Annotated in this window: 19 protein-coding genes; 3 read left to right on the plus strand and 16 right to left on the minus strand. The window is 69.5% G+C overall.

The window, feature by feature from the left end:
- Positions 1–5 precede the first annotated feature (5 nt).
- From VKZ50_10715 to VKZ50_10725, 3 genes are read right to left on the minus strand one after another with little or no spacing between them, the layout of a single operon-like run.
- The gene (locus tag VKZ50_10715) at positions 6–1,361 is read right to left on the minus strand and encodes an alkaline phosphatase family protein (GenBank protein HLJ60192.1); all 1,356 of its coding nucleotides are present in this window, start codon (positions 1,359–1,361) and stop codon (positions 6–8) included.
- Positions 1,358–2,569, minus strand: a complete 1,212-nt coding sequence (locus VKZ50_10720) for a mandelate racemase/muconate lactonizing enzyme family protein (protein ID HLJ60193.1) — start codon at positions 2,567–2,569, stop codon at positions 1,358–1,360. Before VKZ50_10720 ends, VKZ50_10715 begins: the two co-directional genes overlap by 4 nt.
- Positions 2,570–2,625: 56 nt before the next feature.
- Positions 2,626–3,957, minus strand: a complete 1,332-nt coding sequence (locus VKZ50_10725) for a M20/M25/M40 family metallo-hydrolase (GenBank protein HLJ60194.1) — start codon at positions 3,955–3,957, stop codon at positions 2,626–2,628.
- 411 nt (positions 3,958–4,368) lie between these two features.
- Here VKZ50_10725 and VKZ50_10730 point away from each other — a divergent pair, with 411 nt between their 5' ends.
- Both VKZ50_10730 and VKZ50_10735 read left to right on the plus strand, forming a co-directional pair.
- The gene (locus tag VKZ50_10730; GenBank protein ID HLJ60195.1) at positions 4,369–5,874 is read left to right on the plus strand and encodes a trypsin-like peptidase domain-containing protein; all 1,506 of its coding nucleotides are present in this window, start codon (positions 4,369–4,371) and stop codon (positions 5,872–5,874) included.
- A 162-nt stretch (positions 5,875–6,036) separates the two neighbouring features.
- Complete coding sequence (locus VKZ50_10735) at positions 6,037–6,930, plus strand: alpha/beta fold hydrolase (GenBank protein HLJ60196.1); 894 nt, start codon at positions 6,037–6,039, stop codon at positions 6,928–6,930.
- Between the two features lie 9 nt (positions 6,931–6,939).
- Here VKZ50_10735 and VKZ50_10740 read toward each other — a convergent pair whose 3' ends face one another.
- The 6 genes from VKZ50_10740 to VKZ50_10765 all read right to left on the minus strand — a co-directional run bounded on the left by VKZ50_10740 (position 6,940) and on the right by VKZ50_10765 (position 12,041).
- The gene (locus VKZ50_10740; protein ID HLJ60197.1) at positions 6,940–7,896 is read right to left on the minus strand and encodes a threonine/serine dehydratase; all 957 of its coding nucleotides are present in this window, start codon (positions 7,894–7,896) and stop codon (positions 6,940–6,942) included.
- Positions 7,897–7,910: 14 nt separating this feature from the next.
- Positions 7,911–8,306: a DUF302 domain-containing protein gene (locus VKZ50_10745; GenBank protein ID HLJ60198.1), complete on the minus strand. Its 396-nt coding sequence runs from the start codon at positions 8,304–8,306 to the stop codon at positions 7,911–7,913.
- Positions 8,307–8,362: 56 nt separating this feature from the next.
- Positions 8,363–9,481 carry an NADH:flavin oxidoreductase/NADH oxidase gene (locus VKZ50_10750; GenBank protein HLJ60199.1) on the minus strand — a complete coding sequence of 373 codons (1,119 nt, stop codon included), beginning with the start codon at positions 9,479–9,481 and terminating at the stop codon, positions 8,363–8,365.
- A 92-nt stretch (positions 9,482–9,573) separates the two neighbouring features.
- On the minus strand, positions 9,574–10,755 hold the full coding sequence (locus VKZ50_10755) for a M20 family metallopeptidase (protein ID HLJ60200.1): 1,182 nt from the start codon (positions 10,753–10,755) through the stop codon (positions 9,574–9,576).
- Positions 10,756–10,837: 82 nt separating this feature from the next.
- Complete coding sequence (gene fabG, locus VKZ50_10760) at positions 10,838–11,584, minus strand: 3-oxoacyl-ACP reductase FabG (protein HLJ60201.1); 747 nt, start codon at positions 11,582–11,584, stop codon at positions 10,838–10,840.
- A gap of 1 nt (position 11,585) precedes the next feature.
- The gene (locus VKZ50_10765) at positions 11,586–12,041 is read right to left on the minus strand and encodes a MaoC/PaaZ C-terminal domain-containing protein (protein ID HLJ60202.1); all 456 of its coding nucleotides are present in this window, start codon (positions 12,039–12,041) and stop codon (positions 11,586–11,588) included.
- Positions 12,042–12,435: 394 nt separating this feature from the next.
- On the opposite strand from VKZ50_10765, the gene VKZ50_10770 reads away from it, so the two are divergent.
- Positions 12,436–13,431, plus strand: a complete 996-nt coding sequence (locus tag VKZ50_10770) for a beta-ketoacyl-ACP synthase III (GenBank protein HLJ60203.1) — start codon at positions 12,436–12,438, stop codon at positions 13,429–13,431.
- Between the two features lie 5 nt (positions 13,432–13,436).
- Here the strand turns inward: VKZ50_10770 and VKZ50_10775 are convergent, their stop codons facing one another.
- The 7 genes from VKZ50_10775 to VKZ50_10805 form a co-directional block, all read right to left on the minus strand.
- On the minus strand, positions 13,437–14,627 hold the full coding sequence (locus VKZ50_10775) for a CoA transferase (protein ID HLJ60204.1): 1,191 nt from the start codon (positions 14,625–14,627) through the stop codon (positions 13,437–13,439).
- A gap of 4 nt (positions 14,628–14,631) precedes the next feature.
- A complete protein-coding gene (locus VKZ50_10780) occupies positions 14,632–15,135 on the minus strand; it encodes a MaoC family dehydratase (protein HLJ60205.1) in 504 nt (167 codons plus the stop codon).
- Positions 15,136–15,176: 41 nt separating this feature from the next.
- Positions 15,177–16,343 carry an acyl-CoA dehydrogenase family protein gene (locus VKZ50_10785; protein HLJ60206.1) on the minus strand — a complete coding sequence of 389 codons (1,167 nt, stop codon included), beginning with the start codon at positions 16,341–16,343 and terminating at the stop codon, positions 15,177–15,179.
- A 42-nt stretch (positions 16,344–16,385) separates the two neighbouring features.
- On the minus strand, positions 16,386–17,657 hold the full coding sequence (locus tag VKZ50_10790; GenBank protein HLJ60207.1) for a hypothetical protein: 1,272 nt from the start codon (positions 17,655–17,657) through the stop codon (positions 16,386–16,388).
- A 57-nt stretch (positions 17,658–17,714) separates the two neighbouring features.
- Positions 17,715–18,206, minus strand: a complete 492-nt coding sequence (locus VKZ50_10795) for a nuclear transport factor 2 family protein (protein ID HLJ60208.1) — start codon at positions 18,204–18,206, stop codon at positions 17,715–17,717.
- Positions 18,207–18,352: 146 nt separating this feature from the next.
- Positions 18,353–18,619: a hypothetical protein gene (locus tag VKZ50_10800; protein ID HLJ60209.1), complete on the minus strand. Its 267-nt coding sequence runs from the start codon at positions 18,617–18,619 to the stop codon at positions 18,353–18,355.
- On the minus strand, positions 18,616–18,855 hold a 240-nt coding region (locus VKZ50_10805), incomplete at its 5' end, for an ABC transporter permease subunit (GenBank protein HLJ60210.1). The genes VKZ50_10805 and VKZ50_10800, both read right to left, overlap by 4 nt.

Consider the following 18,855-nt stretch of genomic DNA (forward strand, 5'->3'; position numbering starts at 1 on the left):
CGGAGCTACGGCTGCGGGCCGCGGGTCATGTCGGTCATGCGCTTCGTGGTGACCACCGACTGCTCGAACGATCCCAGCGTGTCGTAGACCTGCGCCCGCCGGTCGAGTGCCTTGAGCTCCGGGAGCAGGAAAATGCGCTCCAGCAGGCCTTCCAGCACATCGGGCGGCTTCACCATCCGGTCGTGGACCCCCGTCCCCCAGTTGATGTCGGTGATCGGTGCGCCCGTGTAGGTCCCGGTCTGCACCGCAGGTTGGGTGAAGTCGAAGCAGTCCGTCCAGATGTCGGGCGCGGCCTGCCAGCGCGTGCCGAACTCGGGCCCAAACGGCACGTTCCATCGGACGTGGATGCTCTTCATGATCGACGTGTGGTCGAACGTGGTATGACAGCAACCTTTCTTGGCGTACGGGCTGACCACGAGCGCCGGCACGCGAAATCCAAGCGGCGTGTCCGGCGATAGCGGGCGTTCGAAGCACGGCGGCGGCGCCACGTGGTCGTAGAATCCGCCGTTCTCGTCGTAGAGGATGACGAGCGCGCTGCTCGCCCAGCTCTCACTGTTGGTCAACGCGTCCACGACGAGGCCGATGAACTTCTCCCCCAGCCGCGGGTTGTGCGCAGGGTGGTCGTCCGCGACCGTGAACGCCGGATCGATGACGCTGATCGTCGGCAACCGATCCTCCCGGCAGTCCGCCACGAAGTCCCCGACGTGCGCAAAGTTGCTGCCGTGGCTCGCCGCGAACCGGTACCAGAACGCGAGAAACGGAAGATCCGAGAAGTAGCACTTCCACGTCAGCGTACGCCCGGACCCGTCCGCCTCGAGGCAGTCCTCCAGCACGTGGTACAGCGGCGTCGTCTGAAAGCCCGGGAACGGGGGCAGCGTCTGGGTATCGTTGTCGCCGTCCCGCTTGCCCGAGTGCAGGTACTTCCGGTTGGGCCACGTCGAGCTGAGCACCGAGCCGAACCAGTGATCGCAGACCGTGAACCGGTCGGCGAGCGCGTACAGTACCGGCAGCGTGGCGCGGGTATAGTACCCCATCGGGGTCTTGGCGTCGGCCGTCGACGTCGACGGATTCCGCTGGTACTGCACGACGAAGCCGTCGTTCTTTCCGTCGTTCCAGTCGGCGTGGGCGGCGTCCCACCCGTGCGGTGGATCGGGAACCTCCAGCACCGGGGGGACGGACGCCGCGTCCATCTGCCACGCGCTCACGGCGTTGCCGGCGAGGTCCGTGACCGCGGGCAACGGGCGCGTGAGCCCGTGGATGTCCGTCCGGCCTTCGAGGGTCAACGCTCCGAGGTAGTAGTCGAACGACCGGTTCTCCATCATCAGGACGATCAGGTGTTTGATCGCGCGCATGTCGGTCATATCACCCTCCCCTGCGCCGCCGAGCGCGCAGCTTTCGCCGCCGCCTCCTCGAACCGCGCCAGCGCGTCCCGGTTCAATTCGACGCCGAGCCCCGGTGCGTCCGGCAGCTGCACCACACCGTCCACCATCCGCGGTCCCCGGCGGACCAGCTCCCGGCGGAGCGCGGACTCGCACAACTCGTCGGGGAGGAACTCGATGAAGGGGCAGTGGGGCGTCACCGCGGCGAGGTGCGCCGCAGCGGCGATCGAGATCCCGGTCTTCCAAGCGTGCGGCACGATCGCCAGGCCGCGCCGGCCGGCGAGGTCGCAGACGCGCCGCGCCTCCGTCAGGCCGCCGACCCGCCCAACGTCCGGCTGCGCGACCCGGATCCGGCCCCGATCCATGAGCTCGAGGAACTCGAAACGGGTCGCCAGCCACTCGCCCGCGGCGATCGGAATCGGCTGCTCCCGGCTGACGCGCGCGTACCCGTTGAGGTCGTCGGCCGCCAGCGGGGTCTCGAGGAAGAAGATGTCGTAGTCCGTCCAGCCGCGGACCGTTGCGAGGCACGTCTCGGCGTCGGGGAACGCGTACTGCACGTCCACCATGATCGTGAACGCCGGCCCGACCGCCTCGCGCACGGCCGCGATCGGCTCGACCATCCGCGCGTACGGCGCCCGGAGTCCCTTGTGGGCGTACGGACCGGTCGGCGTGATCTCGAGCTTCGCCGCGGTGAAGCCACGACGCTGCGCCTCGCGCGCCCACGCGACGACGGACTCAAGGTACGCGTCGAACTCGGAGACCTCCGGCTGCAGCGACGCGTACGGCACGATCGGCGCGGCGCGCACCGGGCCCAGCAGCTCGCGACACGGCTTGCCGAGGGCCTTGCCGCGGAGGTCGTGGAGCGCGATATCGAGCGCGCCGATCGCGTGGACGACCGCGCCGCGCCGCCCGTTCATCGCGGAGCCGACGTACAATCGCTCCCACAGCGCCTCGACCTGGAGCGGATCCTGGCCGATCAGCATCTCGCGGAGGCCGAGCCCCATCGTGTGCGTCCCGGGCGCCTCGATGCACGCACGCGCGATCCAGGGGTTGACGTCGGCCTCGCCGATCCCGGTGAGGCCCTCGTCGGTGTGGATCTCCACCACGATGTCGTCCTGTGCGGAGCTCGTCGCGCCGACGTCCATGCCCGGGTCGAGGAGCACGTGGCAGTCGATACCGGTGATCTTCATCGCGCCTCCTCGTGAACCGGATCGTCTCGACGCCCGGCGCCCGCGACGCCGGTCGATCAGAACCGGCGCATGATCTCGGCCATGTACCGGATCCCCTTCCGAAGGTCCTCCAGACCTAGGCTCTCGTTGGGCCCGTGGGTGTTGCTTCCGGCGATTCCCACCCCCGTCGCCGCGGTCGGCACGCCCAGCACTTCGGAAGCGATCCAGTTCGGCGTCGAACCCGTACCCCAGGGCTCCACCTGCGCCGGGCGCTCGTAGACCGCGAGCGCCGCCGCCTCCATCGTCCGGCTCAGATGGCCCGGCGGGGTCTTGGACGGCGGAGCCCCGCTCAGCAGGGTGACTCGGAGGTCGTCGTACCCGCGCCGCCCCAGGTGCGCCTTGATCCCGTCGAGGACCCGCTGCGGATCCTGATCGGGCACCAGCCGGAAGTCGACCTTTGCGACCGCCCGCCGGGGGACGACGGTCTTCGAGCCGGCGCCGTGGTACCCCGCCTCGAATCCGGCCAGATTCGACGTCGGCTCCGTCAGATGCGCCCTCCGGGCGTCGCGGCCGTCGGGATACGGCACGTGTGACAGGCCGAACGTGCGGCGGCGTCCCGCCATGTCGATAGGGGGCAGCTTCGCGAGCAGCGCCCGATCTTCGTCCGTATGGGGACGGACATCGCCGTAGAACCCCTCGACCGCGACGCGCCCGTCGGGTCCGCGCAGCGTCGCGAGCGCCTCCAGGAGACGCCATGCCGCGTTCGGATAGATGCCGGCGTACGACGAGTGGAAATCCACGCTCGCCGTGTCGCACTCGATCTCGACGTAGCACATCCCCTTGTTGCCGAGGGTGATCGTCGCGACGTCCGGTTCGTCGCGAAACGTGTCCTCCCACACGCACGCGTCGGCCGCGAGCAGGGCCGTGTGGGCCGCGGCCCACGCCGGCAGGTGCGCCGAGCCGGTCTCCTCCTCGCCCTCGACCAGGAACTTGACGGTCAACGGCAGCGGACCCGCCGCTCGAAGCGCTTCGAGCGCCATCAGCCGGGAGACGATGTTGCCCTTGTTGTCCGTCGCCCCGCGCGCGTAGAGACGGCCGTCTCGAATACGCGGCTCGAACGGCGGCGTGACCCATTCGTCGAGCGGATCCGCCGGCTGTACGTCGTAGTGATTGTAGAACAGCAGGGTTTGGGTGCCGCCTCCGGGAACGCAGCCGACGACCACAGGCGCTCCCGGCGTCGTGTGCACCGCCGTGTCGATGTCGAGGCCGCGCATCTCCTGCGCCAGCAGCTCCGCCATCTCGGAGATCCCCACGCCCTCCGCAGAGACGCTCGGTTGGCGGCAGAACCGGTCGAGCAGCCGCGTCGCCCGCTCCATCAAGCCGTCGACGCAGAGAGCGAGGTCGGTCATGCTGGCTCCTCGAGGCATTCGGAGTACGGCCGGCCGCATGCCCTGATCGTCCGGCACGCATGCGCCGGCTCTCATGTTCTGGATTCTGAGAAGCCGATCCTGTGGGAGCCAACGTCGTCGCGGGTTGACCCAGGAGCGGCTTGGACCTCGTATTCCATCACACCAGGGTTTGATCCGACCGATTCCGTGTGCCTAGCGTGCCCGACGATCCGGTGGACCCGCTGACACCCTCCGGCGGATTGGCCGAGGAGGATGGCGCGTGCTCCCAGAAATACACAATACCCGTCGCGGTTCCGATCCAACCCGAGAGGAATCGAGAGACCGGTACGATAAGCTAGTCACCGAGGGCAATTCGCACACGCACGGAGTGGACGGAATGGGCAGTACACTCGCCTGAAGAATGAGGAGCCCATGCCCCTACTGGTACTAGGCATCATCCCATTGCTGTTTGAGATCTTCGCCGGCTTTCTGGCCGGTGCCTTCGGGCTTTCTCAGGTCTCGACTCCGGCCCTCAGAACGATCGTCGAGAAGGCCCGACCGAGCATCGGGATCGTCCTCGCAGATCATCCATCCGGCACGGTCTCGGGGGCGGCGTTCGTCATCGACCGGGGGATCGCCGTGACATCGTATCATGTCGTCGCCGGATCTTCCCAACTCCGCGTCAAGTTCCCGCAATCGGCATGGCTGGAACCGACGATCGCCGCCGCTGATGCGAGCAGCGATCTCGCGATCCTGGCGATTCCGGATTCGACGGTGGTGCCACTGCAGATCGACGACGCATCGTCGGCGTGGGCGGGAGACGACGCGCTAGCCTTCAGTTTCCCTTCGGTCGCCGCCCTGATCACGCAGTCGCCGGACAGGGACACACAGGCCCAAGCGATCCTTGTCACGGAAGCGACGATCAAGGGCTTTCGCGATGGGGTACTGCTGTTCCAACCCAAGCAGCGACTCGGGGGCGAGGGTGGGCCCATACTCAATCTGGCCGGCCACGTGGTCGGCGTGGTGCGCGGGCAACTCCCGAGCACGGATGCCGCGACCGCCTATGCGGCTCCGGCGGACGCAGCGAGGCCACTTCTGGCTCAAGCCCTGAGACGCCGCGCGGCGCAACCGCAGCCGGCATCGACTGCGCCGCCCGCTGCGCCTGCACGGCCGCCTTTGGTCCTTGCGTCGCCGCCTTCAACGGCTCCATCGCCATCGGTCACCGCAGGAGGCGTGGGGGGAACGGGGGCGCCGCAACCGGGGCAACCGACACCAGCCCCGGCAACATCAAAAACAGCAGCGTCGGTACCGCCTTCCCCAACCACAGCCCCGCCGCAGGAGCCGCCACCCGCTCCCGCGCCGACCCAGGTGCAGACGCCGCCGCGGACACCGCCGCCGGCTCCGACACCGCCGCGGACACCACCGCCGGCTCCGACACCGCCGCGGACAGCACCGCCGGCTCCGCCGCCACCGCGGACCGCGGCGGCGGCGTCGGTCCCGGTTTCAGCGGACCATTTCGTCATCGTGCCGGGGCAGCGCATCGGCGCGGCAAAACTCGGGATGCGAGTCGAGGAGGCGCGGTCGGCTCTTGGGTCACCCGCGAGCACGAACCAGCAGAACGGCGGCGCAACGATCGTACGCTGGTACCAGCCCCCGCGGAACGACGGCATCGGCGCCGAGGTGACGAAGGGCGGAATGGTGGATCGACTCTGGGCGCTCAACGATACGCGATTTGCCACCCTGAAGAACGTGCACATCGGGAGCTCTGAAGCGGAGGTGCGGGCGGCTCTGGGTGCGCCCTCAACCGTCGCGGTCGATAACGCACGCAAGAACAAGATCCTCATCTATCGCCAACTCGGAATCTTCTTCTACATCCAACTCGACAGCAAGCTGCTCTTCTACAACCAGGTCTTCGAAATCGGCGTGATGGGCCACTGACGGCGGGGCGATCTCGATGCCCGGACGCCGGGTCGCACGCGCCGAGACCGGGCGGGCTGGGGGAACGCTGCGGGGCGCTCAGGGTCGATCGCGACGCGGCCCCGCCACCCTGAAAAGAGAGCAGACACGAGCACCCCCGCCGCCGGAGGGAGCGACACGCGCATGCGCGGCCTCGCGGATGACACGTTCGGCGGCGCGTTCCCGTTCGCGCCGCGGTACCGCACGATCAACGGCTTCGAGATGCACTTCGTCGACGAGGGCGCGGGCGAGCCGATCGTCCTGCTGCACGGCGATCCGACGTGGGGCTACCTGTACCGCGCGTTCATCCCGACGCTGGCGCGCCGCGCGCGATGCATCGTGCCGGATCACATGGGAATGGGCAAATCGGATGTCCCCGGCGCGCCGTATCCGTACCGGCTCGAACATCACCGGGCGAATCTGGAGACCCTCCTGCTCGCGCTCGACCTCGACCGCATCACGCTCGTCGTCCACGACTGGGGCGGGCCGGTCGGGCTCGGATTCGCGATCCGGCATCCGGCACGCATCAAGCGCCTCGTTCTCATGAACACGTGGGCCTCGGCACCGTGGCCCGGCGGGCCGCTGCCGCGCCTGCTCGAGATCATCCGGTCGAGCAAAGGCGAACGGTTTGTGCTCGACAAGAACGGCTACGTGGAGACGGCCCTTGTCGGAACCACCTATCACCGCGAACGGCTCACGCCCGCGGTCCTGGATGCCTACCTCGCGCCATTCCCTACCCCGGCGTCGCGCCTGGCGCTCGTGTGCTGGACGAGGGACATTCCCGTCGCGGAGACCGACCCATCCTACGCGGAGATGAAGCGGATCGAAGCGGGGCTGGCCGCGTTCGCGCGCATCCCGGTGCTGCTCCTCTGGGGCATGCGGGATCCTGTGCTGACCCCCGCGGTGCTGCGAAGCTGGCAGCGACAGTATCCGCACGCGGTGACCCACGAACTCGAGGATGTCGGCCATTTCCTGCAGGAGGAGGCTCCAGACCGGGCCGTGCGCGCGATCGCGGCGTTCCTGGATCGTCACCCCTAGGCGCGCGCCCTAGAATAAGCTCTGCAGCACCTTCCAGTCCACGTTGCCGCCGCTCAAGACGACGGCGACGCGGGCGCCCGCAGGGAACCTGATCCGCCCGCACAAGAGCGCGGCCAGCCCGGCGGCCCCGGCCGGCTCCACGAGCAACTTGGCGTACTGCAGCACCGCCGCCGTCGCCCCGCCGATCTCCGCGTCGGAGACCAGCACCACCTCATCCACGAACCGCCGCACCGCGGCGAACGTCCACTCCCCCGCGACGGGCGCGGTCAGGCCGTCGGCGATGGTGTTCACCGACTCGAGGCGGGTGATCGCGTTGTGCTGCAGGGCCGTCCAGAGCGTGGGCGCGCCTTCCGGCTCCACGCCGATCACGCGCGTGCCGGGCCGGCTCAGCTTGACGGCGGCGGCCACGCCGGAGATCAACCCCCCGCCGCCGATCGCGACGACGACCGCGTCCACGTCGGGCAGGTCCTCGAGGATCTCGAGCCCCACGGTCCCCTGGCCGGCGATGATGGCGGGGTCGTCGTACGGATGCACGAGCGTGAGGTTGCGGGCGTCCCGCAACTCGTGCACCTTCTCGAACGCCTCGTGCATGGTGCCGCCGAGCACCACCTCGGCACCGTACGCTCGGCAGGCCGCGACCTTCGTCGCGCTCGCGTGACCGGGCATCACGACCGTCGCGCGCAACCCTTCCAGGGCCGCCCCGTACGCCAGCGCCTGCGCGTGATTGCCGGCCGAGATCGTGATCAGGCCGCGGCGCTTCTCGTCGTCCGACAGGTGCCGCAGCTTATTGAGCACGCCCCGCGGCTTGAACGACCCCGTCTTTTGGAGGTTCTCCGCCTTGAGAAACAGCCGTACCCCGACGCGCTCGCCGAGGATTCGCGAGGTGAAGAGCGGCGTCCGGTGCACCCGCCCGTGGATGACCGCGCGGGCGGCTCGGATGTCGTCCAGGGTCGTCAACGTCTGCATAGATCCCGCAACGCCTACGCGACCGCGCGCCGCACCAGCGCCGCGATCCCCGCGATGTTCCCGATCAAGTCGTCGGGCACGCTGTGCCGTTCTTTCAGGTAGGCGGGCGTATTGTACGAGATCCAGACGTGCCGCTCGGCGTCCTCCCACACGAGCGCCTTCAACGGGAGGTCGAGCGCAACGCTTGGCGCCGCCACCATGAGCGGCGTCCCGGCCTTCGGGTTTCCGAACAGCAGCAGCTGGGCGGGGCGCATCGTGAGTCCCGCACGCGCCGCGTCGCCGCTGAAGTCGATACGGGCAAACACGGTGAGCCCGGCGGACCTGACGATCTCGTCGAGCCGGGCGAGCGACTCCTCAACCGTGCGCGGGCTCGGCACACTGTCGATGCCGCGCGTTTCCCAAGACGGCATGGCGCGATCCTCCCTGTCGTGATGCGGTTCGCGGCGCGCGCCCCGCGCCGCGCCGGCTACGGCCGTGCGCGGACGTACTGCGGCGGCCAGACGGCGCCCTCGGGATGACCGAGCGATGCCGCCGCGTGCAATGCGAAGTAGGGATTTCGGAGCAGCTCCCGCGCCATCGCCACCAAGTCCGCCTGGCCTTCGGCCAGGATCGTTTCCGCCTGTTCCGCGGTCGTGATCAGACCGACCGCCATCGTGGCGACCCCGGCCTCGCGCCGGACGCGCTCGGCGAACGGCACCTGGTAGCCGGGTCGCAGCGGGATCTGCTGCGCCGGGGACATCCCGCCGCCGGACGCGTCGATCACGTCCACGCCACGTGCCGCGAGGGTCGCAGCCAGACGGACGCTCTGGTCCAAGTCCCACCCGCCGTCGACCCAGTCGGTGGACGAGATCCGCACGAACAGCGGCCGGTCTTCCGGCCACACGCCGCGCACGGCGTCCACGACCTCGAGCAGCGCCCGCGTCCGGTTCTCGAAGCTGCCGCCGTACCGGTCGGTGCGGCGGTTGGCCAGCGGCGAAAGGAACTCGTGCAGCAGGTAGCCGTGCGCGGCGTGCAGCTCGATCACCTGAAACCCCGCCCGCTTCGACCGCTCGGCGGCGTCCGCGAACGCCCGAACGACGCCGGCGATGTCGCGCTCGCTCATCTCCCGGGGCGTCCGGTAGGTGTCGCTGAACGGGACCGCGCTGGGCCCGACCGGCGTCCACCCGCCCCGCGCGTCGGTGAGGGCGCCGCCGCCCTCCCACGGGCGCGCGGTGCTCGCCTTGCGGCCGGCGTGCGCGAGTTGGATGCCGACCGCGGCCCCCTGCGATGTGACGAACGCCGCGATCGGCGCCAGCGCCTCCGCATGGGCGTCGGACCAGATGCCGAGATCCTCGGGAGCGATCCGGCCCTCAGGGGTGACGGCCGATGCCTCGGTAAACACCAGCCCGGCGCCGCCGACGGCGCGCGTGCCGAGATGCACGAGGTGCCACGGCGTCGCGATCCCGTCGCGGCGCTCGCACGAGTACTGGCACATCGGCGAGACGACGATCCGGTTCCGGAGCGTCACGCCCCGGATGCGCAGGGGGCGATACAGAAACGGTGCGGTGGTGGACGGGGCGGGACGGGACAGAGATTCCTTGGCCAACGGGATGCCTCCGGGTGCGTGTCAGATGCCGTGCGTCGCTCTACCTGGTGGAACGCCGGGGCAGCGCCTGACGATCCCCGCGCCGGCCACGATCATCCGCGCTGGCTCACCCGGAACGCCGTCCACAGCTCCTCCACCGCGCCCGGCCTGTACATCACGTCCAGGGCCGTCATCGCGAGGCCTTTGGCGGCGTTCAGCATCGCGGCGTACCCCCGCTCGGAGGTCGAGGCGTCGCGGAACTCCGGCGTGTGGCCGGCCGCGTCGTCGGTGATCGAGAGGTACGGGTGGATCGTCGGCGCGACCAGGCTGACGTTGCCGATGTCGGATGATCCGACGCCGCCCTGGGCGGGCGGCTGGTCGCCGTGGACGCCGAGGCGCTCCATGTTCTCGCCGAAGAATCCTGCGAGCACCGGGCTGTTGTTGCGCTCGGCGTACACGAGCCCCTGCTCAAACTCCACCCGCGCGCCGGTCGCCGCGGCGGCGCCCTCCGCGCAGCGCTTGACCTGCGCCATCACCTCCACGAGCGCCGGGCGGGTGTTTGCGCGCACCAGAAACTCGCCCTGGGCCAGCGCCGGCACGACGTTCGGGGCGTCGCCGCCCTTCGTGATGATCCCGTGGATGCGAACGTCGCTCGTGACGTGCTGGCGGAGCGAGTCGATGGCGTGGTAAGTCAGCAGCAGCGCGTTCAGCGCGTTGATGCCCTTCTCGGGCGCCGCGGCGGCGTGCGAGGCTTTCCCGTGGAACGTCACCGTCAGCCCCTGCGCCGCGAGCGCGCCGCGGACCCACCAGTTGTTCCGCGACGGGTGGAACATCATCGCCGCGTCCACGCCCTCGAACACGCCCTGGTCGACCATGGGGATCTTGCCGCCCATCGTCTCCTCGGCGGGCGTGCCGAGCACCGTGAGTGTGCCGGGCAGTTTCGGAATCGCGCGGTGCAGCGCCACCCCCGCGCCGACGCTCGCCATGCAGATCAGGTTGTGGCCGCACGCGTGGCCGACGCCGGCGAGCGCGTCGTATTCGGCGATCAGCGCGACGTGGGGTCGCGCCTGCGCCCCTTTCACCTGGGCGCGGAACGCCGTCTCCATGCCCGCGACCGACTGCGTCACCGCAAAGCCGTGCTCGCGGAGGAGCCCGGTGAGCCACTCCGCCGCCTGGTGCTCCTGCAACCCGAGTTCGGGTGTTGCGTGAATCCGCCGGCTCAGCGAGACGAACGTCTCGCGCATCGCATCGACTTCGGCGCACACCTTGGTCTTCAACGCGTTCAGGTCGTCCATCCCGGGCACCTCGGCGGAAGGGTGAGTCGTCCGCCGTAGCCTTCTCCGGCGCGCGGGCCGGGCCCTGTGCGACCGCCGCGGGCTACATATGACGCCCGCCGGTCACCTCGATGACGACCCCCGTGACGAAACTTGCGAGGTCGCTCGCCAGGAACAGTGCGACGTTCGCGACCTCCTCCGGCCGCCCGATGCGGCCGAGCGGGGTCTCCTGGGCGCGCTTCGCGAGCACCTCTTCCCCGAGCACACGCGTCATCGCGGTGTCGATGATGCCCGGCTGAATCGCGTTGGCGCGCACGCCATAGCGCGCATACTCGCGCGCCGTCACCTTCGTGAGCGCGACGATCCCCGCCTTGGCGGACGCGTAGTTCGCCTGGCCGAAGTTGCCGAACTTGGCGGAGATCGAGGACAGGTTCACGATCGCGCCGCGCCCCGCCTTGCGCATCCGCGCGCCGACCGCCCGGGTACACAGGAACGTCCCTTTCAGGTGCACGTCCAACACCAGGTCCCAGTCGGGCTCCGCCATCTTCGCGATCGTCGAGTCGCGCGTGAGGCCGGCGTTGTTTACGAGGACGTCGATCCGGCCGAACGCCGCCTCCGCGTCCGCCACGCCGGACTCGACCTGCGCCGCGTCGGACACGTCGACCCGCGCGCTGCCCGCGCGGCGCCCGAGCGCGCGCACCGCGTCCGCGGTCTCGCGCGCTCCGGACTCGTTCAGGTCGAACACAAAGACGTCGCTGCCCTCCGCCGCGAATCGCAGGGCCACGGCCCGGCCGATCCCCGACGCCGCGCCTGTGATCAACGAGACCCGGTCGTGCAACAGCGGATCCACGTCACCCCTCCCTCTTGGGCGACCGCACCTTGATGAGCAGGGGCGCGGTCCCCTCCTGCACGATGTCGCCGCGCTGGTTCACGAGTTGGATCCGGCGCTCCAGCAGCCCCCGGTCCCCCTTCGACGTCAGCCGTTTCCCCGCGATCCGCATCCGGACGTGAACGGTGTCGCCGATGAAAACCGGCGCCTTAAACGACCACTCCAGCCCAGGCACCGCGATCGTCGTCTCGGTAAACAGACCGAGTCGAACCGCCAGTCCCATCGCGATCGCGATGCAGAGGTTGCCGTGGGCAATTCGCTGCCCGAACGGTGTTGCCTTGGCGAACTCCGCGTCGGTGTGGATCGGGTTCCAGTCGCTCGAGAGCGCGGCGAACGCGACCACGTCCGCCTCCGTGATCGTCCTGCCGGGACTCTCGAACACCTGTCCGATCTCGACGTCCTCGTAGTACAAGCTCACGTTTCCCCTCCAACGGAGCGGTCTTCCGTACGCCCGTCCGCGCCTGGGTTCTGGCGAGGGGCAAACGGCTCCTCTGCCATCGCGCGGCGTTTGTCACGGATCGCCTGCGAGCCCTTGTGCGGGTCCTCGAAATACGATACGCTTTGAATTTGGTGGGGGTCGGCTCTCCGCCGCCCGAACGCGTCAGAGCTCACCGCCGCGCAACGCGCCCAAGGGCTCCGGATGGATTCGCGGCGCCTGCGCTGTCCGACGAAACGCTTCGGGGCCCGAGAGACGGCCGGAACGGGCGTGACGATCTCCGAAGGACGCGGCCCCGGCCGGGCTCCAACGGGACGCAGCCGTGCCCCCGACGTCACGGCGCCGACCAGACGCACGCACGACGGAGGCACCGCTCATGGAGACCGGATCCACCATCGTGGGGTTGGGACGGTACGTTCCCGAGCACGTCCTGACCAACGATGTCCTCGCCGTCACGGTGAACACGACCAACGAGTGGATCCGCAGTCACACGGGCATCGAGGAACGCCGGATCGCTGAGGCGGGAGAGGCCACCTCGGACCTCGCCCTCGGCGCGGCAAAGGAAGCTCTCGAAGCCGCCGGTGTCGGCCCCAGCGATCTCGATCTGATCATCGTCGGCACGGCCACTCCCGACATGTCGTTCCCAAACGTGTCGTGCCTGCTTCAGGAACGGCTCGGGACGCGCACCGTGGGGTGCCTCGACGTCTCCTCCGCCTGCTCGAGTTTCGTCTACGCCCTCAGCGTCGCGCACGGCGCGATCGTGTCCGGCCAGGCGCAGACGGTCCTCGTGGTCGGGGCCGACACGCTCTCCCGCATCACGAACTGGCGTGATCGTTCGACGTGCGTGCTCTTCGGCGACGCCTCGGGTGCCGCCGTGCTGCGCCCGGCCAAACAGGGGAGCGGGTTTCTGTCGTTCGCGCTCGGCGGGTGCGGCGAGGGACGGCATCATCTCAACCTCAAGGCCGGCGGCAGCCGGCTCCCCGCGTCGCACGAGACGGTCGAACGCGGTGATCACTATCTGTCGATGAACGGACCCGAGGTCTACAAATTCGCGGTGCAGACGATGCCCAAGGCGGCGGCGGAGGCCCTGCGCCGCGCGCATCTCGCCGCGGAAGACCTCGCCTTCGTCATTCCTCACCAAGCCAATCTCAGGATCATCCATTCCGTCGCGGTCCGACTGGGCGTCTCGATGGACAAGTTCTTCGTCAACGTGCAGCGGTATGGGAACACGTCGGCGGCGTCGATTCCGGTCGCGCTCTACGAGGCCGTCCAGGCGGGACGCGTGCGCGTCGGCGACCTCGGGGTGATGGTGGCGTTCGGCGCCGGCTACACGTGGGGCGCGTGCACGATCCGCTGGGGCGGAGCGGCCTGACGCCGCTATCCGATCACCCGGCGCCCCCGCAGGTCCGCGATCTCCGCAGCCCCGTACCCGCAGTCGGCGAGGATCTCGTCGGTGTGCTGGCCCACGCTCGGGGGCGGGTCGAGCCGCGCCGCCCGGTCGCCGTCGATTCGAAACGCCTGGTCGACGAGCCGCAGGTCCGGGATCGCCGGGTGGGGCACGGACGGGAACATGCTGAGGGCCGCGACCTGCGGATCCCGCGTGACCTCGTCGAGCCTGCGGACGCAGCTGCACGGCACCTCCTCGGCCGAGAGCGTCTCCTCCCACTCCCGCGCGGACCGCGTGACGAACTTCGCCTCCAGGATCTCGTGCAACGCTTCGCGGTGCGCGACGCGGTCCGCATTGGTGCGGAACCGCGGGTCGGTCGGCAACTCCGTCAGATCGAGCACGCGGCACAATCGAGCGAAGATCGCATTGTTCCCGGCGGCCAGTTGGAGGTGCCCGTCGCGGGTGGCGAAGCCCTCGTACGGCGCAATCATCGACGCGCTCGACCCGACCGGTCCCGGCACCCGGCCCGTGGCGAAGTACCCGATCAAGTGGTAGCCGACCCACGCAACGCCGGTCTCGAGCAGGCTGCTCTCGATCCTCGCACCCCGTCCGCTTCGCTCCCGGGCGTACAGCGCACCGACCACGGCCAGCCCGCACCACATCCCGGTGCCGATGTCCACGATCGACGGTCCGGTGCGGAGGGGACGCCGGCCCGGCTCCCCGGTGATGCTCATGATGCCGGAGTAGGCTTGGACGACCGGGTCGTACCCCGGGCGGTCGCGGAGCGGCCCCGTTGAACCGAACCCATTGATCGAGCAGTACACGACCCGGGGATTCTCGGTGGACACGCGCTCGTAGTCCAGCCCCCGCTTCGCCAGGCTACCGCGCCGGAAACTCTCGACCAGCACGTCTGCGCGCAGCGCGAGACGGCGGACGATCGCCTGCCCGTCCGGGGCGTCGAGGTCCACGGCGAGGCTGCGCTTGTTGCGGTTGAAGGCCATGAACGACGTGCTGACGCCGTTCCAGTCGGGCGGTCGCCAGTCCCGCGTGTCGTCGCCGGGCCCGGGGCGCTCGACCTTGACGATGTCGGCGCCCAGGTCGCCCAGGATCTGCGTGCAGCACGGCCCGGCGAAGTTCCGTGTGAGATCGAGGACGCGGACCCCGTCCAGGATGCCCGGCATCGCGCTACGCCGCGCCCGTCGGGCGGGGACGCGCGCGGCGGGGGGACTGCCCGCGCTTGTACACCATGATCGTCCGCTCGTACTCGATCACGACGGTGCCGTCCTGTTTGTAGCCGCGCGTGCGGAACCGCACGACGCCGACCGTCGGTCGCGAACGCGACTCGCGCATCTCCAGCACCTCGCTCTCCGCGTACAGCGTGTCCCCGACGAACACCGGCGCGGGCAGCTGGACCTTGTCCCAGCCGAGGTTCGCGAACGCGTTCTCGCTGATGTCGATCACCGACATCCCCGTGACGAGCGCCAGCGTGAAGCAGCTGTTCACCAGCGGCCGGCCGAACTCCGTCTGCGCGGCAAACGCGTAGTCGAAGTGCAGGGGGTTCGTGTTGAGTGTCAGGTTCGTGAACCAGATGTTGTCGGCGTCGGTCACCGTGCGCCCGTACGGGTGCTCGTACACGTCCCCCACGTGGAAGTCCTCGTAGTAGCGGCCCTGTGCGATCGTCCGCGTCATCCCGTTCCTCCCCTCCGCGTGCCCGCGCGGCGGCGGGCCAATCAGTAGGACCGGGGCAGGCCCAGCACGTGCTGGCCGAGGTAGGCGAGCACGAGGTTGTTGCTGACGGGCGCCACGGCGTACAAGCGGGTCTCGCGGAACTTCCGCTCGACATCATACTCCGCGGCGAACCCGAACCCGCCGTGCGTGTCGAGGCAGGCGTTCGCCGCCTCCCACGCCGCGTCCGCGGCGAGCAGCTTCGCCATGTTGGCCTCCGCCCCGCACCGCTTCCCCTGGTCGAACAGCGCCGCCGCGTGGAACCGCATCAGGTTCGCCGCCTCGAGGTGCGCGTGCGCCAGCGCGAGCGGGAACTGCACGCCCTGGTTCGCCCCGATCGGCTTCCCGAACACGACGCGCTCCGTCGCGTACTTCGTCGCCCGCTCGATGAACCACCGCCCGTCCCCGATCGACTCCGCCGCGATTAGAATGCGCTCCGCGTTCCAGCCGTCGATGATGTAGCGGAACCCCATCCCCTCCTCACCGATCAGGTTTTCGGCCGGCACCTCGAGGTCGGTGAGGAACAGCTCGGTCGTGTGGTGATTCAGCATCGTCCGGATCCGCTTGATCTGGATCGCCCCGCGCGCCACGGCCTCCTTGAGGTCCACCATGAACACCGACAGCCCGCGCGTCTTGTCCGCGGCCTCGTCGTACGGGGTCGTCCGCGCGAGCAGCAGCATGAGGTCCGAGTGCTCCGCGCGCGAGATGAACACCTTCTGCCCGTTCACGACGTAGCGGTCGTCCCGCCGCACCGCGGAGGTTTGGATCCGCGTCGTCTCCGAACCGGCGCCCGGTTCCGTGACGCCGAACGCCTGCAACCGCAGCGCGCCCGACGCGATCGCCGGCAGCCACCGCTGTTTCTGCGCCTCGCTGCCGTGGCGCAGCAGCGTCCCCATGATATACATCTGCGCGTGGCAGGCGGCGGCGTTGCCGCCCGAGCGGTTGATCTCCTCGAGGATCAGCGACGCCTCCATGATCCCGAGGCCGGTGCCGCCGTACGCCTCCGGGATCAGCGCGGCGAGCCAGCCGCCCGCGGACAGCGCCTCGATGAACGCGTCGGGGTAGGCGCTGGTCTCGTCCAGCGTCCGCCAGTACGCGTCCGGATACTTGGCGCACAGGTCCCGCACGGCCTCGCAGATCAGCCGCTGGTCGTCCGTCAGCTCAATGCTCATGAGCCCCTCCGGCGCCGAGTCGTTCTCCGTCCATTTGCGCGGTCACGTGTGGTCGACGTACGCGACCGCATCCAGCGCGATCGAGCATCCACTCACGTACAGCGAGGGCACGACCACGACGCACACCGCCGGCGGATCGCTCGGCACGGCGCGCCGCAGCGCCGCGTAGACAGCCAGCGCGTCGTCCGGTCGCGTCACCAGCGCCCGAAGCCTCAAGAGATTTCCGAGGGTCGTGCCGCCGTTCCGGCACGTCGTGTCAATCTTCTCAAAGATATTGGTGATTTCCCGCGCGGCACCGGCGCCTCGGTGCTCCTGGTCGGCGACCTGGCTCGACATCCAGAGGAGCGGCCCGGCGCGCATCGCGGCGGATTGATACCCGAACCCCGCGCCCGGCCCCGGAACGACGACCTTCTCGCCGCCGTGCCCGGGCCGCAGGCACCTAAACTGCGCCTCCATGCGGAGGGCGCCCTGGGCGTGACCGACCGCGCCCTCTCGCCGCGGGTTCGCGAATCCGTGTGCCGGGATGACGGTCCGGGTCGGCGCGGGCTGGCCCAGCGCCTGACCAAAGGCCAGGTCGAACTCGTAGAGATCGCGGGCGTCGGCCAAGAATAGCGTGTAGTCCACGATGTCGGCGAGGGACGCCCCCACGGCGGCCAGTCGCGTCTTCATGACCTCGACGCCGTACTCGGCCTCGTTGCGGATCTCGCTCCCCCGCCAATTCCAATCTTCCGTCCGAACGGACGGATGGATCCCGGTCTTGCTGTCCGTGGGATAGTACGTCGTGAAGAGGTACGGGCCGGCCGCGACCATTTCGGGGAATTGGCCAGCAGGCTTTGAGGGATCGAGCCCGGGGTAGCTCTTGGTCAGCCCCGAGGCCTCGTCCGGAACGATCGCCAGACCCGTGATGCTGATGACTGCCTCGTCGGGAACGTACCGCCCGACCTCCGCCGTCGCGCCCCCCGGCCGGGACTTGTCCATGAACTCGGGCCCGAGGGCCACCTTGAAGTACCCGTCCGTGTGGACCTTCAGCTTCACGTACTGTTCGAGCTGGGCGATGTCGAGGATGGAGGACCCGATCGTCGGGAGCAGGTCCCGGTATCTCCCGAAGAGGTACCGCGTCTGCGCCCGCGCCTGCGCGGCGTCCGAGTACTCGTACGGCGGTGCAGGCTTCGCGGCGTCGGCCAGCCGCCCCGTTTCGTCCATCGCGGTGCCGGCGAGGAAGACAAAGCCTCCTCCCGCGGCCGCGCGGGAGCAGTACACGCCGCCCGCATCGATCGTGCCAACCACCGCTCGCTTGCCGGACCGCTGACTCATCTTTACAACTCCCCCTGTTCGCGTCGAGAATGATTCGCGTCTCCACCCGGCGTGTTCTTATCGGACTTCCGGCGGCAGGGTCGTCCACGGCGCCGGAGGGAAGTCCCGGTCCGCCCAGGACTCCAGTTCCGCCCTGCGCGCTTCGATGCGCCACCGCCCGTCGGGGCATCTCACCAGCCGGTCCCGGCAGCGACTGAACGCCCGGATGTACGGCCCGTCGGGGTGGTCATTGACGAAGATCAGGTAGCTGAGCGCCGTCGCCGTATCCCCGTCGATGTCGACCTGCGGGTTGACCACCACGTGCTTGTGATAGAACTCCGGCGCGTGCGTGTGATCGCGAAACATCTGGGCCAGTCCGTGCGTCCCCTCGAAGCTGCGGGCGGGCTTCCGCCCCGCGACGCGTGTCCACGTGCCGTGTTCCGTAAACACGTCCAGGAACGCGGTTTCGGGCCCATAGTCGAGGGCGTGCCCGTACCGATACAAGGTTCGTACGACGTCCCGCTCGTCTTCGAGTTTGCCCAGCCGGGCCGCGATCGTCTCGTCACCCATGCCAGTCCTCCTGAAAACCCTTCCCCGCTCCGCCGACTGCCGACCCCCGGGGGACGCCGGCACCCGTGCCCGCCGCGGAGGGGCCTTCCGTCGGACCCCGGCGGCGCCGATCCACCGATGGAGCCGCCGCGGCGAGCGCGTGCGTATCAGCCGGCGTCCGTCAGAGGGCCCACGTACCAACCGGACGTGTCGCGAACGTCTGCGAACGCCGAGTCCGGGGGAACGATCGCGTCCACGTCGTTGAGGATCGCGTGATCGAGGGCGACGTCCACAGCGTCGACGGAGGCCTGCAGTGGCTGCGGCGTTCGGGGCCCGATCACCGTGGCCGTGCGCCCATCCTGCCGCAGCAGCCACTCGACGCCGGCGCGCGAGCGGCCGCCCGCCTGCGCGACGGTCGGACGGACCCGGTTCACATCGGCACCGTCCTCGCCGCGGTGGAGCTGGCCTGCCAGCGGCACACGCGCCGCTCGATGGCCCCGACGATGCTGTACAGGATCAGCGCCAGGACCGCCATGATGATCAGCGACGTCACGCCTCCGGTCATGTCGAATTGGTTCAGGGACTGCGTGACGTACCACCCCAGCCCTTTCGTGGACCCGACCATCTCTCCGACCACGGCGGACACGAACCCGATCCCGACGGCGATCTT

The organism is bacterium (genome assembly GCA_035295165.1).
Taxonomy (GTDB): domain Bacteria; phylum Sysuimicrobiota; class Sysuimicrobiia; order Sysuimicrobiales; family Segetimicrobiaceae; genus JAJPIA01.